At 61.8% G+C, this 17,217-nt stretch carries 14 protein-coding genes; 9 read left to right on the top strand and 5 right to left on the bottom strand.

From position 1 onward, the window contains the following. Positions 1–53 precede the first annotated feature (53 nt). A complete protein-coding gene (locus EGJ27_RS09345) occupies positions 54–2,960 on the bottom strand; it encodes a membrane-targeted effector domain-containing toxin (protein ID WP_158619344.1) in 2,907 nt (968 codons plus the stop codon). Between the two features lie 226 nt (positions 2,961–3,186). Here EGJ27_RS09345 and EGJ27_RS09340 point away from each other — a divergent pair, with 226 nt between their 5' ends. Together EGJ27_RS09340 and tadA are read left to right on the top strand one after the other, a co-directional pair. Further along, the gene (locus EGJ27_RS09340) at positions 3,187–4,560 is read left to right on the top strand and encodes a multicopper oxidase family protein (protein ID WP_125830442.1); all 1,374 of its coding nucleotides are present in this window, start codon (positions 3,187–3,189) and stop codon (positions 4,558–4,560) included. Continuing rightward, on the top strand, positions 4,560–5,048 hold the full coding sequence (gene tadA / locus EGJ27_RS09335; protein WP_125830441.1) for a tRNA adenosine(34) deaminase TadA: 489 nt from the start codon (positions 4,560–4,562) through the stop codon (positions 5,046–5,048). The genes EGJ27_RS09340 and tadA overlap by 1 nt, the downstream gene beginning before the upstream one ends. 137 nt (positions 5,049–5,185) lie before the next feature. Here tadA and mltF read toward each other — a convergent pair whose 3' ends face one another. Beyond that, the gene (gene mltF / locus EGJ27_RS09330) at positions 5,186–6,664 is read right to left on the bottom strand and encodes a membrane-bound lytic murein transglycosylase MltF (RefSeq protein ID WP_125830440.1); all 1,479 of its coding nucleotides are present in this window, start codon (positions 6,662–6,664) and stop codon (positions 5,186–5,188) included. 213 nt (positions 6,665–6,877) lie between these two features. Between mltF and purL the strand changes: the two genes are divergently transcribed. Together purL and EGJ27_RS09320 are read left to right on the top strand one after the other, a co-directional pair. Then, complete coding sequence (gene purL, locus EGJ27_RS09325) at positions 6,878–10,774, top strand: phosphoribosylformylglycinamidine synthase (protein WP_125830439.1); 3,897 nt, start codon at positions 6,878–6,880, stop codon at positions 10,772–10,774. 5 nt (positions 10,775–10,779) lie between these two features. Beyond that, positions 10,780–11,091 (top strand): YqfO family protein, encoded by a 312-nt coding sequence (locus tag EGJ27_RS09320; protein ID WP_125830438.1) that lies wholly within the window; start codon positions 10,780–10,782, stop codon positions 11,089–11,091. A gap of 101 nt (positions 11,092–11,192) precedes the next feature. Here EGJ27_RS09320 and EGJ27_RS09315 read toward each other — a convergent pair whose 3' ends face one another. Further along, positions 11,193–11,756 carry a murein L,D-transpeptidase family protein gene (locus EGJ27_RS09315; protein WP_125830437.1) on the bottom strand — a complete coding sequence of 188 codons (564 nt, stop codon included), beginning with the start codon at positions 11,754–11,756 and terminating at the stop codon, positions 11,193–11,195. 45 nt (positions 11,757–11,801) lie between these two features. Beyond that, positions 11,802–12,353: an NUDIX hydrolase gene (locus tag EGJ27_RS09310; protein ID WP_125830436.1), complete on the bottom strand. Its 552-nt coding sequence runs from the start codon at positions 12,351–12,353 to the stop codon at positions 11,802–11,804. Between the two features lie 150 nt (positions 12,354–12,503). Here EGJ27_RS09310 and EGJ27_RS09300 point away from each other — a divergent pair, with 150 nt between their 5' ends. From EGJ27_RS09300 to purT, 5 genes are all read left to right on the top strand, one after another. Further along, on the top strand, positions 12,504–13,100 hold the full coding sequence (locus EGJ27_RS09300) for a CoA pyrophosphatase (RefSeq protein WP_125830435.1): 597 nt from the start codon (positions 12,504–12,506) through the stop codon (positions 13,098–13,100). Between the two features lie 57 nt (positions 13,101–13,157). Beyond that, complete coding sequence (locus EGJ27_RS09295) at positions 13,158–13,682, top strand: gamma carbonic anhydrase family protein (protein ID WP_125830434.1); 525 nt, start codon at positions 13,158–13,160, stop codon at positions 13,680–13,682. Next, positions 13,679–13,882, top strand: a complete 204-nt coding sequence (locus EGJ27_RS09290; RefSeq protein ID WP_125830433.1) for a DUF1289 domain-containing protein — start codon at positions 13,679–13,681, stop codon at positions 13,880–13,882. Before EGJ27_RS09295 ends, EGJ27_RS09290 begins: the two co-directional genes overlap by 4 nt. A gap of 180 nt (positions 13,883–14,062) precedes the next feature. Next, positions 14,063–14,530, top strand: coding sequence for a preQ0 transporter (locus tag EGJ27_RS09285; protein WP_125830432.1), 468 nt, complete (start codon positions 14,063–14,065; stop codon positions 14,528–14,530). A gap of 103 nt (positions 14,531–14,633) precedes the next feature. Then, on the top strand, positions 14,634–15,815 hold the full coding sequence (gene purT / locus EGJ27_RS09280; RefSeq protein WP_125830431.1) for a formate-dependent phosphoribosylglycinamide formyltransferase: 1,182 nt from the start codon (positions 14,634–14,636) through the stop codon (positions 15,813–15,815). Between the two features lie 59 nt (positions 15,816–15,874). Here the strand turns inward: purT and EGJ27_RS09275 are convergent, their stop codons facing one another. Beyond that, the gene (locus EGJ27_RS09275) at positions 15,875–17,197 is read right to left on the bottom strand and encodes an MFS transporter (protein WP_125830430.1); all 1,323 of its coding nucleotides are present in this window, start codon (positions 17,195–17,197) and stop codon (positions 15,875–15,877) included. Positions 17,198–17,217 lie beyond the last annotated feature (20 nt).

The following is a 17,217-nucleotide window of genomic DNA, read 5'->3' as shown; positions in this document are numbered from 1 at the left end:
CCGCTACACAAAGGCCGGAGACAACCCTAGGGTTTTCTCCGGCCTTTTTGCATTTACTTGGTCACATCAGCCGTCACGTCCTTCATGCCCATCAGTTTGAGCGCATCGGTCAACTGTCCCAGGTTGTCGAAAGGCCGGGCGCTGATTGCTGGCCATCTGGGCCGTTCGATGAAGAATTTGTTGTGGCTGGTCTTGATCGGCGTTCGCACCACAGAGCCTTCGGAGGCGCGGTGGATCAACAGCGGCTTGCCTGCGTTGGTATCGATGAGGAACATGCCCGGACTGAAGAGGCGTTCTTCGACGGGTAGCTCCGGATAGATCCGGCTGACGGCCATTTGCAGTCTGAAATCGCTTTTGACCAGGCTCGAAGGTGTGCCGATTTCGCCCGCCATGACTTCTCCGGGATCGGCCGAGAAGCCTTGCGGATGGTTCAGGCTGACATCCTCGACCCGGATGCCGAGGGTGCCTTCCAGTTCGCTGATACCGGGCACGCCGTTGAAGGTGTTGGCGTGGGCGTTGCCGACCAGTGCCACCCATTTGTCTGCTGGGCTCAGGTTGACGGCATCGGTGCGAATCTCGGTGTGGGCGTAGTAGTTCATCATCCTGATGCGCAGCAAGTGGTCCGGGTCATCCATGCCGGCGAGGCGATAACTGGCCATGCAGTCGATGGGCTGAATCCGGATGTGATTGTCGACGGCGGCTTTGACCAGCTCCAGAAACGTGTACTGGCCCATCGGGTCGGTTCGGTGGCCGCGGTCGAGGATCTTCAGATACTTCTCCAGGTTCTCGGGCATGCGGCCCGTTCGGGCGAAGGCTTTCAGGTCGGTCAGGTGGAAATCGTTGAGCAGGTGCTCCAGATACAGGGTGCGGACGTTGAGCTTGCTCAACAGTCGCATGTTGTCGATGAGGAATTTCTTGCTGCCGATATCGGCGTGGCTTTCGCCGATGACCAAGCCGGGAGCGTCGGCGAGCAGTTTGCGCAACGCGGCTTTGTTGGTGTCGCTGACGGCCAGCTCGGGTATGGCTGGGCGGCGTGGTAATTCCAGCTCGCGGAAGAACGTCACGGCGTCGCTGCGCAGCCGTTCCCTGATAGCCCTGAAATCCTCATAGGGATCGTGCGGTGCATCGCGTCTCATCCAATCGCCCTGCAGAACTTTGCGGTCGCCGCCGTTGGCGGCATCGAGGAGGCTGTCCTTCATGCTGTCGGGGACGTCGTAGAGGCTGGCTCTGTTCGGGTAATCGACCCGGGCTTGGCCCAGGCGCGAGGCTGCCGGGCCGCCGCCGCGCAGGCCGGTGCTGGCTTGCGCTTCCCACTGGCCGGCAGCGTTGAGGCGTATTCGCACGTTGCGGTAGAACGAAAACGGGTTGTTCGGATCGATAACGGCCCAGCTGTTCATTTCGTTGATGTATCGAACCTGATAGGCCGCGCCCCTGAGGGAAACGTAGGTGCTACCGTCGGCCAGTCGATAGATGCCGTGCATTCGCCCGCTTTCGGTCATGGGCGTCAAGCCGCTGAGCTGGACGCCGGCTTGCAGGCCGTCGAGCGGGTCGAGCTGTTCAACGGGCGCTGCATCTGGAATTGGTGTGGGCGCAGCGGGGTGAGGGCCTGCATCCGCCGCCATGGTCGGCGCGACGTCGGTTTCCGCCGTCGGCAGTTCCGGTTTGGCAGCGCCGCCCAGCAGGAAAAGACTGTTGAACAGAACGTCTACCGCGCTGGTGATGGCTCCGATCACGCCGGCCTTGCGCTCGGCGGTGGTGTGCCCGTTGACGGCCTGATCAATGTTCAAGCCCATGTCTGCCAGCCCCGCGCCCACCACTGCTAGTGCAATGGGCCAGTCAATCGCCGCCAAAGGGCCGAGAACTCTGGAGAACGCATTTAGATAGCCGATCCACATCTGCTTGCGCAGATCGCCGTTGGAGCGCAGGTACAGCTCGGCGTCGGCGTTCATGCGCTGGCGCGCCTTGTCCCTGAGCCAGGTGAACGCATCCGTCCCCAGGTCACGGTCGTGCTTGTTGAGTAACGAGGCATCGGTGGTGGGCAGCAGGTCCAGCAGGTGCTCCAGGCCAACGTCGTTGTCGCTTTCATGGCGCAATGACAGCGGAAAGTGCAAGAGGAAACGCGCCCGGTCATCCAGCTTCGCCGTTTCGCTGATAAGCCAGTCATTCAATTGGCGGTGGTCGTGGAATACATGAATTGCAACGGTTTCGCCGGGTATGTAGAGAATCTGCTTTCCGTGAGGCGTGACGATACGCAGGATATCGCTGGCTTCGTAGCCACCGATGTCGAATGCAGTGATGCGCAGGCCTGGGGATGGGGTGGCTGTCGCGCGCAGCATCGAGAACTGAACCGGCACCAGGAAGTCTCTCGCGACACCGTCGAGGATCGTTTGGAAATCGACGTCGGCCAGATGACCGCTGTGCCGCTCCTCAAGGGCCTTGGACAGGAAGTTGGCCTTGGCCAGGGCGCGGAAGTCCTCGGCGCAGGTTTGCCAGAAGTGTTCGAGTTTCGCTCGGTACTGTGCGCTGAAATCCAGCGCCCACAAATCGTTCATGACGCTCGCTGCATGCATCTTCACTTCGTTGTGTTCATCGAAGCTGTCTGTTTGCGGTCCTGCGGTGTAGAAGCCGCCTATCGAATCCAGCTCATCCCAGTAATCCTGTGCCTGGGCATCGAACCGATGCAGGACCAGCTGTGGCAAGGTCATGGACTCCAGTGGCGGGCCTGAATGCCGCCAGCCGGTAAAGGTCGCGGAGCTGCTGACGGATGAGGAAAAACGGTGCCAGTAAACGGTATCGGGCGCGATCTCCTGGCCGGTATGTTTCTTGATAATGCCACTGGCGATGTCCTGGGCCTGTTGTCGCATGTCGGGGCAGAGTTCGGCCAGTTGGCGTGCGATGGCGATCAGCCCTGTGCGGGCGCTGTCGATGCAAGATCTGGTGGGAGAAGGGGTCAAGCTCACGGCAATTACCTCAAATATGAAATGGCCCCAAGCGTGTCGCGTTTTACTGCCTCGACAGCGATACATAGTTAACGCAGCCTGCGTGGGTATAAGCCTGCCGACCTCGGATCGAGGTCGGGTGCGACAGGCTCGCCCTTATCTTTATGCGGATGCAGGTGTATCGTATTCGCCCCTCGCATCTGCTCTCAGGTGCGCCCGGCAGTCGTTCTTCGAGGTCCAATCATTCATGTCCTTTACCCGTCGACAATTCATCGGAGGTTTGGCCGGTCTTGCCGTCGTGGGGCTTGGCGCAGGGGGCGCATCGCGTTATTGGCTGGGGCGGCGCGGGCCGTGCGATGGCCATGATTTCGAATTGATCGCAGCGCCGCTGGACGTTGAGCTGGTGGCGGGATTCAAGACCCCGGCCTGGGCGTTCGGCGCTTCGGCACCGGGCACCGAGCTGCGGGTGCGCCAGGGTGAGTGGCTGCGCTTGCGCTTCATCAACCGGTTACCGGTGGAAACCACCATCCATTGGCATGGTATCCGCCTGCCGCTGGAAATGGACGGCGTCCCTTATGTATCGCAGCTGCCGGTCAAGCCGGGGGAATATTTCGACTACACGTTTCGCGTGCCCGATGCCGGCAGTTACTGGTATCACCCCCATGTCAGCAGCAGTGAAGAACTGGGGCGCGGTCTGGTGGGGCCGCTGATTGTCGAAGAGCGCGAACCGACCGGCTTCCTGCATGAGCGCACGGTCAGTCTGAAAAGCTGGCATGTGGACGAGCAGGGCGCATTCACCGAGTTCAGCGTGTTGCGTGAAGCGGCGCGGGAAGGGACTGCCGGGCGGCTCTCGACCCTGAACGGAATTCCCCAGGCGGTGATCGATCTGCCGGCCGGACAGATTACTCGGGTACGCTTGCTCAACCTGGACAATACCGTCACCTACCGGATCAACCTGCCCGGTGCCGAGGCGCGCATCTATGCCCTGGATGGCAATCCGGTCGCACCTCGGCCTTTCGGCAAGGACTACTGGCTGGGGCCGGGCATGCGCATGTGTCTGGCCATCAAGGCCCCGCCGGTCGGCGAGGAAATCGCCTTGCGCAATGGACCGGTGCGTTTAGGGACATTCTGCTCAGTCGCGAGCAGCGATGCGCCTGCCCAATGGCCGCCGGAATTGCCGGCCAATCCGGTGGCCGAGCCGGATCTGGCAAACGCCGAGAAGATCAATTTCAATTTCGAGTGGGTCGGCTCGATGTCGGTCAATACCGACAACGGCAAGCCACCGAGCCTATGGCAGGTCAACGGCCAGGCGTGGGACATCACCGACAAGACCTGCGCCGACCGACCGATCGCCAGACTGAAGCTTGGCAAGAGCTACATCTTCGAGATGCGCAACATGACCCAGTACCAGCACCCGATCCACCTTCATGGCTTGAGTTTCAAAGTGATCGCTTCCAATCGCCGCAAGATCATCCCTTATTTCACCGACACCTTTCTGCTGGGCCGAAACGAGCGGGCGCGGGTGGCGCTGGTCGCTGATAATCCGGGTGTCTGGATGTTCCACTGTCATGTGATCGATCACATGGAAACCGGCCTGATGGCCGCCATCGAGGTAGCGTGATGAGGCAGCCGCAGATCATCGATCGCAGTCGCGACCAGGATTTCATGCGCCAGGCGCTGGAGCTGGCTCGGCAGGGCGCCGTGCTGGGCGAGGTGCCGGTGGGCGCGGTGCTGGTGCAGAACGGCGAGATCGTCGGCCGAGGCTTCAACTGCCCGATCAGCGCCAGCGATCCCAGTGCGCATGCGGAGATGGTCGCCATCCGCGATGCCGCCAGGGCGCTGGACAATTACCGCCTGCCCGGCAGCACGCTGTATGTGACGCTGGAGCCGTGCAGCATGTGTGCGGGCCTGATCGTCCATTCGCGGGTGGCTCGGGTGGTCTACGGCGCGCTGGAACCCAAGGCCGGCATCGTCCAGAGCCAGGGGCAGTTTTTTACCCAGGGCTTTCTCAACCATCGAGTGCTGTATGAAGGCGGTGTGCTGGGCGAGGAATGCGGGACGATGTTGAGTGAGTTTTTCAGGCAGAGAAGAGCAGCAGGGAAGGGGTAGCGGACCCGGAACGCCTGTGGTAGCCAGCTTGCCGGCGAAATGGCCGGCACATCCACAAGAGATTTATTGCCTGCAATACCGTCTTCGCCAGCAAGCTGGCTACCGTTCGGCATTCCATCGTCGGGGCAGGCGGATGCTCAGGGCGCAGGCTGCGGCTGATTGGTCTGGGGAGACTGCGCGGGCCTGGTCTTGTCGACGGCAGGTACATGCAGGTTGCCGTCGGCGACCTGGTCGCCTTCAAGCTGCGGCTGGGTGACCCAGGTCAGGATGTCGTAGTAGCGGCGGATGTTGGCCACGAAATGCACCGGCTCACCGCCCCTGGCATAGCCGTAGCGGGTTTTGCTGTACCACTTCTTCTGGGAAAGACGCGGCAGCATCTTTTTCACGTCCAGCCATTTATCGGGATTGAGCCCCTCACTCTGGGCGAGTTTGCGGGCGTCTTCCAGGTGCCCGCCACCGATGTTGTAGGAGGCCAGCGCCAGCCAGGTGCGATCAGGCTCCTGAATCGAATCAGGCAACTGCTCCTTCACGTAGGCGAAGTACTTGGCGCCGCCTTGAATGCTCTGCCTGGCATCCAGCCGGTTGGAAACCCCCATCGCTTGCGCCGTGTTCTGGGTCAGCATCATCAGCCCGCGCACGCCGGTCTTGGACGTGACCGCCGGCTGCCACATCGATTCCTGGTAACCGATGGCGGCCAACAGCCTCCAGTCCACCTGTTCCTTCTTGGCGTACGCCTGAAAATGCTTTTCGTATTTGGGCAGGCGTTCCTGCAAGTGCTGGGCGAAGGTGTAGGCGCCGACATAACCCAGGACATCGACGTGCCCGTAGTAGCGGTCCTTCAAACGTTGCAGGGTGCCGTTCTTCTCGACCTTGTCGAGGTAGGCGTTGATCTCGTTGATCAGACTGTTGTCTTCCCCAGGGCCGACGGCCCAACGCTGCTGACGCGCATCGCCCAGGTCGAAAGCGACCCGCACGTTGGGAAAATACACCTGGTTCATCGCCAGTTCGTTAGAATCGACCAGCGTCAGGTCGATCTGGCCTTCGTCCACCATGCGCAGCAGGTCAACGACCTCGACTGCGTCGGATTCTTCATATTCCAGGCCCGGATTCTTCGCTTTCAGCTCCGCCAGTTGCTCGGCATGGCTGCTGCCCTTGAGCACCACGATGCGCTTGCCCACCAGATCACCCGGATCGGTCGGCCGGTTGCGCCCGTTGCGGTAGATGACCTGCGGGGTAACGTCCAGGTAGGGGTGGGAAAAGCGCGCCTGCAATTTACGCTTGGGGGTGTCTATCAGGCCGGCGGCGCCCAGTACCGGGCCGCCTGGCTTGTTGATCTGGTCGAAAAGGTCGTCGAGGTTGTCGGCGGTTTCGATCTTCAGGTCTACGCCCATGTCCTCGGCGAACCGCTTGACCAGTTCGTACTCGAAGCCGGTTTCACCGTTGCGATCCTGGAAGTAGGTCGCCGGGCTGTTGCGGGTGATCACGCGCAGGACGCCATCCTCCTTTACCCGCTCCAGTGTGTTGGGTTTATCCACACAGGCGCCGAGCATCAGGAAGAGTCCGGTTGCGATGAGCCATCTGGCGCAACGAGGGCGGAAATCTGATTGGGAGAACATCGGTGCAGTATACGCAAAGCGCACCCAGCGCCATATCTCGACAGTTCAGCCTGCGTCTGATAGGCGAGGGCTTTTTCCTGCATACGGACAGCGGTTTGGACACGGCGCGACATTCGGCCCTGTTCAATGCAGCCGTTATGAGTGCTCAAAGGCACGCTTTAGGCTAGAATGCGTGGCCTCAAAGCACACCCCCTTCCCGAGGCTGTCCCGAAGATGTTGACCCTGCGCGGTGCTCCTGCCCTTTCTGCCTTCCGCCACAGCAAATTGCTCGAGCAACTGAAACAAAAAGTTTCAGCTGTCAGTGGCTTGTACGCTGAATTTGCCCACTTCGCTGACGTCACTGGCGCTTTGTCCAGCGAAGAGCAGCAGGTACTCGACCGCCTCTTGAAATACGGCCCGAGCGTGCCGGTTCAAGAACCCAGCGGCCGTCTGTTCCTGGTGATTCCGCGATTCGGCACGATTTCGCCCTGGTCGAGCAAGGCCAGCGACATCGCCCGTAACTGCGGTCTGGCGAAAATCCAGCGCATCGAGCGCGGGATTGCTTTCTATGTGCAAGGCCAGTTCAGCGACGTCGAGGCGCAGGCCATTGCCGACAGCCTGCACGACCGCATGACCCAACTGGTCCTGGGCAACCACGAACAGGCCGCCGGTCTGTTCAGTCATGCCCAGCCCAAGCCGCTGACGGCCGTGGACATCCTGGGCGGCGGTCGCGCGGCGCTGGAAAAGGCCAACGTCGAACTGGGCCTGGCCCTGGCCGAGGACGAAATCGATTACCTGGTCACCAGCTTCAACGGGCTGGGTCGCAACCCTCACGACATCGAATTGATGATGTTCGCCCAGGCCAACTCCGAACATTGCCGTCACAAGATCTTCAACGCCAGTTGGGATATCGACGGCGAGAGTCAGGAAAAAAGCCTGTTCGGCATGATCAAGAACACCTACGTGATGCACAGTGAAGGCGTTCTGTCCGCTTATAAGGACAACGCTTCGGTCATCGTCGGCAGCGTGGCCGGCCGTTTCTTCCCGGACCCTGAAACCCGCCAGTACGGTGCGGTGCAGGAGCCGGTACACATTCTGATGAAGGTCGAGACCCACAACCACCCGACCGCGATCGCGCCGTTCCCGGGCGCTTCCACCGGTTCCGGTGGCGAGATCCGCGACGAAGGTGCCACCGGTCGCGGCGCCAAGCCCAAGGCCGGCCTGACCGGTTTCACTGTGTCCAACCTGAACATTCCGGGTTTCGTGCAGCCGTGGGAAAAACCATACGGCAAGCCCGAGCGCATCGTGACCGCGCTGGACATCATGATCGAAGGCCCGCTGGGTGGCGCTGCATTCAACAACGAATTCGGTCGTCCGGCGCTGACCGGTTACTTCCGTACCTTCGAACAGTCCATCTCCACGCCCCACGGCGACGAAGTGCGCGGCTACCACAAGCCGATCATGCTCGCCGGCGGTATGGGCAACATCCGTGAAGATCACGTGCAGAAAGGCGAGATTACCGTCGGCTCCAAGCTGATCGTGCTCGGCGGCCCGGCGATGCTGATTGGCCTGGGCGGCGGCGCTGCCTCGTCGATGGCCACCGGCACCAGCTCGGCGGACCTGGATTTCGCTTCCGTTCAGCGGGAAAACCCTGAAATGGAGCGTCGTTGCCAGGAAGTCATCGACCGTTGCTGGCAGCTGGGCGACAAGAACCCGATCAGCTTCATCCACGACGTGGGCGCCGGTGGCCTGTCCAACGCGTTCCCCGAGCTGGTCAACGATGGTGGCCGTGGCGGCCGTTTCGAACTGCGCAACGTGCCCAACGACGAGCCGGGCATGGCCCCGCTGGAAATCTGGAGCAACGAATCCCAGGAACGCTACGTGCTGGCGGTCGGTGTCGAGGACTACGAGCGCTTCAAGGCCATCTGCGAACGCGAGCGTTGTCCGCACGCGGTTGTCGGTGAAGCCACTGCCGAGCCGCAACTGACCGTGACCGACAGCCATTTCGGCAACAGCCCGGTGGACATGCCGCTGGAAGTGTTGCTGGGCAAGGCGCCGCGCATGCACCGTTCGGTGGAGCGCGAAGCCGAGATCGGCGACGACTTCGACCCAAGCACGCTGGACCTGGAAGAAAGCGTACAGCGCGTGCTGCGTCATCCTGCCGTCGCGAGCAAAAGCTTCCTGATCACCATCGGTGACCGCAGCATCACCGGCCTGGTTGCCCGCGACCAGATGGTCGGCCCGTGGCAGGTTCCGGTTGCCGACGTGGCCGTGACCGCTACCAGTTTCGACGTCAACACCGGCGAAGCCATGGCCATGGGCGAGCGCACGCCGCTGGCGCTGCTGGATGCTCCGGCGTCCGGGCGCATGGCGATCGGCGAAACCCTGACCAACATCGCGGCTTCGCGCATCGAGAAGCTGTCCGACATCAAACTGTCGGCCAACTGGATGTCGGCTGCCGGTCACCCAGGTGAAGATGCGCGCTTGTACGACACCGTAAAAGCGGTCGGTATGGAACTTTGCCCAGAGCTGGGCCTGACCATTCCGGTGGGCAAGGACTCCATGTCCATGAAAACCCGCTGGAGCGACGAAGGCAGCGAGAAGAGCGTGACCTCGCCGCTGTCGCTGATCGTGACCGGCTTTGCGCCGGTGGTGGACATTCGCCAGACGCTCACCCCTGAGCTGCGCATGGACAAGGGCATCACCGACCTGATCCTGATCGACCTGGGGCGCGGCCAGAACCGCATGGGCGCCTCGATCCTGGCTCAGACCCACGGCAAGCTCGGTCGCAGCGCGCCGGACGTCGACGATGCCGAGGATCTCAAGGCGTTCTTCGCCGTGATCCAGGGCCTCAATGCCGACGGCCATATCCTGTCCTACCATGACCGTTCCGACGGTGGTCTGCTGGTCAGTACCCTGGAAATGGCGTTCGCCGGTCACTGCGGCCTGAACCTGCACCTCGACGGTCTGGCTGAAAACGCCGCCGAACTCAACGCAATCCTCTTCAACGAAGAGCTGGGTGCGGTCATTCAGGTTCGTCAGGACGCCACCCCGCTGGTGCTGGCACAGTTCAGCGCTGCCGGCCTGGAAGACTGCGTTGCGGTCATCGGCCAGCCGGTGAACAACGACAACGTCTCCATCAGCTTCCAGGGCGAGCCGGTATTCAGCGGCCAGCGCCGTCTGCTGCATCGCCAGTGGGCTGAAACCAGCTACCAGATCCAGCGTCTGCGCGACAACGCCGAGTGTGCGGATCAGGAATTCGACACCCTGCTGGAAGAAGACAACCCTGGCCTGACCGTCAAGCTGGGCTTCGACGTCAACGACGATATCGCCGCGCCTTACGTCAAGAAGGGCGTGCGACCTCAGGTTGCGGTCCTGCGCGAGCAGGGCGTCAACGGTCAGGTCGAGATGGCGGCTGCCTTCGACCGTGCCGGTTTCAACGCCATCGACGTGCACATGAGCGATATTCTCGCCGATCGCGTCGACCTCAACGACTTCAAGGGCATGGTTGCCTGCGGTGGTTTCTCGTACGGTGACGTACTGGGTGCCGGTGAAGGCTGGGCCAAGTCGGCGCTGTTCAACAGCCGCGCTCGCGACGCGTTCCAGGGCTTCTTCGAGCGCACCGACAGCTTCACGCTGGGTGTGTGCAACGGTTGCCAAATGCTGTCTAACCTGCACGAGCTGATTCCGGGCAGCGAATTCTGGCCGCACTTCGTGCGCAACCGCTCCGAGCAGTTCGAAGCGCGCGTGGCGATGGTGCAGATCCAGGAATCGCCGTCGATCTTCCTGCAAGGCATGGCCGGTTCGCGTATGCCGATTGCCATTGCTCACGGTGAAGGTCATGCCGAGTTCAAGCACAGCGATGCACTGCTGGAAGCTGATGTGTCCGGCACCGTGGCGTTGCGCTTCGTCGACAACCACGGCAAGGTCACCGAAACCTACCCGGCCAACCCCAACGGCTCGCCTCGCGGTATCGGCGGCATGACCACGCTGGACGGTCGCGTCACCATCATGATGCCGCACCCGGAGCGTGTGTTCCGTGCCGTGCAGAACTCGTGGCGCCCTGAAGAGTGGAATGAGGACGGCGCGTGGATGCGCATGTTCCGCAACGCTCGCGTGTGGGTGAACTAAGCACCATGTACAAGCTCGCCTTCTTCGTGCCGGCGAGCCACGTGGATGTGGTCAAGAGCGCCGTATTCGCTGCTGGGGCAGGGCGGATCGGCGATTACGACCACTGCGCGTGGCAAGTGCTCGGTCAGGGCCAGTTCCGCCCGCTGGAGGGCAGTCAGCCGTTTATCGGACAGAGTGGTCAGGTCGAGTATGTGCAGGAGTGGAAGGTCGAGATGGTCGTGGCCGACGAACTGATCCGTCAGGTCGTCGCTGCGCTCAAACAGAGCCACCCTTACGAAACGCCTGCCTATGAGGTGTGGCGCCTGGAAGATTTCTAGGCTTCACGTGTGCTGGCGATAAAACAGGCTGTCTTCCGGTTGCTGCCGCTGTGCGGCAGATCGCGAGCAAGCTCGCTCCTACAGGATCCGTTTGCTGCAGATTACGGCCTGATCTCGATCATCGTCCCGTCTTTCACCAGATCCCAGACTTCGCGCATGTCGTTGTTCTTCATGCCGATGCAGCCGTTGGTCCAGTCCAGAGTATGGAAATACCACTCCGGGTATTCCTCGTCCACCGGCGTGCCGTGAATCATGATCATGCTGCCCGGTTTCACCCCTTCCCGACGTGCCCGTGCCGCATCCGAAACGTTCGGATAGGAAATGTGCATCGACAGGTTGTAGTTGGTACTGGTCTTGCGCCAGTCCAGCCAGTAAAAACCTTCCGGCGTGCGCTGGTCGCCTTCCCTGAGCTTGGTGCCCAAAGGGTTTCTGCCCAGGGAAATGCGGTAGGTCTTGAGTGCTTCGCCGGCGCTGATCAATTGCAACTGACGGGCGCCCTTGAGCACCAGCACCTTGTCGATCTTGCGCTCGGACAGGCGTTCCAGGTTGATGACCTTGTCGTTGACGATCTTCTGTTCGCTGCCCTTGGGCACGATCGTCTGGGTGAAAGCAGCGTGTGACAGCGGCATGAACGTAAAGCAAAGAAAAGCGAACAACCAGCGCATTTACGGTATCCCTGATGACTCGCAGCGCGCGAGTCGATCTTGTGGTTAGGTGTCGAGCGTGGGGCGTGACGGCGGCAGGGCGCTGGTGTGAACCGGGTAAACCTGCCGTTGCCGATCTGCGAAGTAGCATTCTAGGGTACGCCTGACCGTCATGAAAGCCAGCTCTGACCACGGAATGTCAGCCTCGTCGAACAACTGCACTTCCAGGCTCTCGATGCCGGCCGCGAACTGTGTACCGCTCAGTCGGGCCCGATAAAACACGTGCACCTGATTGATATGCGGTACGTCGATCAGTGAATAGAGGTGCAACTCTTCAAGTTCGGCGCAGGCTTCCTCGACCGTTTCGCGACGCGCTGCCTGTTCCACCGTCTCGCCGTTTTCCATGAAGCCGGCCGGCAGCGTCCAGTAACCCAGGCGCGGCTCGATGGCACGGCGGCACAACAAGACCTGATCGCCCACCGTCACCAGGCAGCCTGCGACGATATTGGGGTTCTGATAATGAACGGTGTGACACTGCTCGCAGACGTAGCGCAGACGGCTGTCGCCCTCTGGAATGCGCTGGATGACCGGGTTGCCGCACTGGCTGCAGAATTTCATGGCATGGTTCGATGACTGAAGGCAGTCGCTATCTTGGCCTGTCCCCAGTCGTATCGGCAAGCTGATCTGTGGTTTGACTGTCCTACAAAGGCTTGGGCACTTGCCCGCTTTGGTGCATGATGCCAGGCAGGCAACAGATCGAGATTTCCCATGCTGGATGAGCTACTTCGCCGTGTAGGCAGTCACACGCCAGACACCCTCGTGACGGATCGGCCCTTTCCCGAGGCCGCCGTACTGGTGCCGATCACACGCAGTGACGAACCTGAGTTGATCCTGACCCTGCGCGCCAGCGGGCTTTCCACCCATGGCGGCGAAGTTGCGTTTCCGGGTGGCCGTCGCGATCCGGAAGATCCGGATCTGGTGTTCACCGCGTTGCGTGAAGCGGAAGAGGAAATCGGCCTGCCACCCGGGCTGGTGGAGATCATCGGTCCGTTGAGCCCGCTGATCTCCAAGCACGGCATCAAGGTCACGCCTTACGTGGGTGTGATTCCCGATTTTGTCGAGTACCGGCCCAACGACGGCGAGATCGCCGCAGTGTTCAGTGTGCCGCTGGAGTTCTTCCGCCAGGACACCCGAGAGCATACTCATCGCATCGATTACGCGGGTCGCAGTTGGTACGTTCCCAGCTATCGTTATGGCGAGTACAAGATCTGGGGGCTGACGGCCATCATGATCGTCGAGCTGATCAACGTGCTGTATGACAGCCGGATCAGCCTGCATCATCCACCGGAGCGCTCCACCACCTGAAGTGCCATCCATAACGAGCCGGGCGTATCAGCCCGGCCGACAGCCTGAGGAAACCGCATGAAATATCGCCTGGGGGATGCCCGCGTCCAGACCGATCCTGACAGTTGGGTGGCGCCCAACGCCGTGTTGATCGGCAAGGTCAAGCTGGAAGCGGGCGCCAGTGTCTGGTTCAACGCCGTGTTACGAGGCGATAACGAACTGATCCACATCGGTGAGAACAGCAACGTCCAGGACGGTACGGTCATCCACACCGACATGGGCTCGCCGCTGGAAGTGGGCAAGGGCGTGACCATCGGCCATAACGCCATGTTGCATGGCTGTACGGTGGGCGACTACAGCCTGATCGGCATCAACACGGTGATTCTCAACGGCGCGAAAATCGGCAAGTACTGCATCATCGGCGCCAACTCGTTGATCGGCGAAGGCAAGGTGATTCCCGACGGTTCGCTGGTGATGGGCTCGCCCGGCAAAGTGATCCGCGAGCTGACCGAGATCCAGAAGAAGATGCTTGAGGCCAGCGCCGCGCATTATGTCCAGAACGCCCGGCGCTATGCCCGTGATCTGGTGGAGCAGGAAGAGTGAGTGACGCCGTTTCTGTCAGTGAAAGACCGGTTCGCTCTCCATGCGTGAGTATCTGCGCGTTGGACGATGACGACATTTGCACCGGCTGCCAACGCAGCGGCAATGAAATCACCCGCTGGGGCCGCATGAGCAATGACGAACGCCGTGCGGTGCTGGTCCGGTGCCATGAACGCGCCAAGGCCAGCGGGATGATCCTCTAACCGCGCCAGATCGACCGCCTTCGCCAGCAAGACGGATCGCCGCCCGCGGGCTCCTACAAAATCAGCGCACCGTGTTCCTGTAGGAGCCAGCTTGCTGGCGAGTTGCCGCAGGTACTCGGCCCCACAGTCTGGCTCTCTACTGCTACCATTGGCGCCCAAATTTTTCCAGGCGCTGTTCCCATGCTTTTCCTGATCGCGTACATCGCCAGCGTTGTGTTGATCAACTTCGCGTTTTCCGCCGCTCCGCATCTGGATATCATCTGGTCGGCCTGGGGCGGCCTGGTATTTGTGTTGCGCGACATGGTCCAGACCCGCTTTGGCCACGGCGCCATCCTCGCCATGCTGGTGGCGCTGGTGCTGTCCTATATCACCAGCGACCCGACCATCGCCCTGGCCAGTGCCACGGCATTCGCGGTGTCGGAATGCATCGACTGGCTGGTGTTCACCATCACCCGCCGTCCGCTGCGGGACCGGCTGTGGATCAGCTCGGCGCTGAGCATCCCCATCGACACCTTCATCTTTTTCGGCATGATCGATGCCCTGACCGCACCGGTCTTGCTGACTGCCCTGGGCTCCAAGTTCGCCGGCGTGACGGCGGTGTGGCTGATCATGACCTGGCGTGAACGCAAGCGCGCGTTCGCCGGCTGAAGCCCCGCACGCCGGGGGTTCGTGGTAAATTGCGCGCTTTTCTCCACAGCGGTCGCTCGCATACGGCGAGCTGCCCTCGATATCTGCTCCACGAGGACCTGAGATGACTCAAATCGGAACTCCACTGTCGCCCACCGCGACTCGCGTACTGTTCTGCGGCAGCGGCGAGCTGGGCAAGGAAGTCGTGATCGAGCTGCAACGCCTGGGCGTCGAAGTGATCGCTGTTGACCGCTACGCCAACGCACCGGCCATGCAGGTTGCGCACCGCAGCCACGTGATCAACATGCTCGACGGCGCCGCGCTGCGTGCCGTCATCGAGGCCGAGAAGCCGGACTATATCGTCCCGGAAATCGAAGCCATCGCCACCACCACGCTGGTCGAGCTGGAAGCCGAAGGCTTCACCGTCATCCCGACCGCACGTGCCGCGCAACTGACCATGAACCGCGAAGGCATTCGCCGCCTGGCGGCTGAAGAGCTGAACCTGCCCACCTCGCCGTACTTCTTCGCCGACACCTTCGAGGCCTACAGCAAGGCCGTTGAAGACCTGGGCTTCCCCTGCGTGGTCAAGCCGGTCATGAGTTCATCGGGCAAGGGCCAGAGCCTGCTCAAGAGCACCGCCGATGTGCAAAAGGCGTGGGATTACGCTCAGGAAGGCGGTCGCGCCGGCAAGGGCCGGGTCATCGTCGAAGGCTTCATCGATTTTGACTACGAGATCACCTTGCTGACCGTCCGCCACGCTGGCGGTACGACCTTCTGCGCGCCGGTCGGCCATCGTCAGGAGAAGGGCGACTATCAGGAATCCTGGCAGCCACAGGCCATGAGCCCGGCAGCACTGGCGGAATCCGAGCGCGTTGCCAAGGCGGTGACCGAAGCATTGGGTGGTCGCGGCATGTTCGGCGTCGAGCTGTTCATCAAGGGCGATCAGGTGTGGTTCAGCGAAGTATCGCCGCGCCCGCATGACACCGGTCTGGTGACCCTGATTTCCCAGGACTTGTCGCAGTTCGCACTGCACGCCCGGGCGATTCTTGGCCTGCCGGTTCCGTTGATCCGCCAGTTTGGTCCGTCGGCTTCAGCGGTGATTCTGGTCGAAGGCCAGTCCACGCAGACTGCATTCGGCAACCTGGGCGCCGCGCTGGCAGAGCCTGACACGGCCCTGCGGTTGTTCGGCAAGCCGGAAGTCAACGGCCAGCGCCGCATGGGCGTAGCCCTGGCTCGCGACGAGTCCGTCGAAGCCGCCCGCGCCAAGGCAACCCGCGCATCGCAGGCAGTGAAAGTCACGCTGTAAAGCACTGTTCAACCTTCGCCAGCGGGCGGCGATCCGTCTTGCCGGCGAAGGGGTATCGCTTAACCCACCTGACTCAAATCCTCATCCCGCGTTTCCTTCAGGCACAGCACTGCCAGCACGCTGAGCAGTGCCGCTGCCGACACGTACCCGCCGACCCAGCTCAAGCCCCCCATCGCCACCAGTTTCTGCGCGAAGAATGGAGCCACCGACGCGCCGACGATTCCGCCCAGGTTGTAGGCAGCAGACGCGCCGGTGTAGCGCACATGCGTGGGAAACAGCTCCGGCAGCAGTGCGCCCATCGGTGCGAAGGTCACGCCCATCAGGAACAGCTCGATGCACAGGAACAGCGCCACGCCCCAGGTCGAGCCGTGGGTCAGCAACGGTTCCATGAGAAACCCCGACAGGATCGCCAACACGCCGCCGGCAATCAGCACCGGCTTGCGTCCGTAGCGGTCGCTGGCCAATGCCGCCAGGGGCGTGGCTGCGGCCATGAACAACACCGCAAAGCACAGCAGTCCCAGGAACGTCTCGCGGCTGTAACCCAGCGTCGACACCCCGTAGCTGAGGGAAAACACCGTCGAGATGTAGAACAGCGCATAGCAGACCACCATCGAAGCGGCCCCCAGCAGCATCGGCCGCCAGTGCTGGCTGAACGTTTCGACGATGGGCATCTTGACCCGTTCCTGGCGGGCGATGGCTTTGGCGAACACGGGCGTCTCTTCCAGCTTCAGCCGCACGTACAGCCCGACCATGACCAGCGCCGCACTGAGCAGGAACGGAATGCGCCAGCCCCATGAGCGGAACTGTTCGTCATCCAGCGTCAGGGCCAGGGTCAGGAACAGGCCGTTGGCGGCCAGAAAGCCAATGGAAGGCCCAAGCTGCGGGAACATGCCGAACCAGGCGCGCTTGCCCTTGGGCGCATTCTCGGTGGCCAGCAGTGCAGCGCCGCCCCATTCGCCGCCCAGCCCCAACCCTTGGCCGAAGCGCAACACGCATAACAAGATGGGTGCCCAGGCACCGATGGTGGCGTAACCCGGCAACACGCCGATCAGCGTGGTGCAGACGCCCATCAGCAGTAGCGACGCCACCAGTGTGGACTTGCGGCCGATGCGGTCACCGAAGTGGCCGAACAGCGCCGAGCCCAGCGGGCGTGCGAGAAAGGCGATACCGAAGGTCAGGAACGCCGACAGCATCTGTGCGGTGCCGGACGTCTGTGGAAAGAACACCGGCCCGATCACCAGAGCGGCCGCCGTGGCATAGACGTAGAAGTCGTAGAACTCGATGGCGGTGCCGATGAAGCTGGCGGTGGCGACGCGTGTCGCGGAATTGGCGGGTGGGGCCTGTTCGTCGTCTTGATCGCGAAAGGTAGATGTGCTCGTCATGCGGATTTTCCCTGTCTGCT

Source organism: Pseudomonas sp. v388 (genome assembly GCF_003935425.1).
GTDB lineage: Bacteria > Pseudomonadota > Gammaproteobacteria > Pseudomonadales > Pseudomonadaceae > Aquipseudomonas.
The sequence above is the reverse complement of the archived record's forward strand: the minus strand, read 5'-3'. Positions and strand labels throughout refer to the sequence as shown.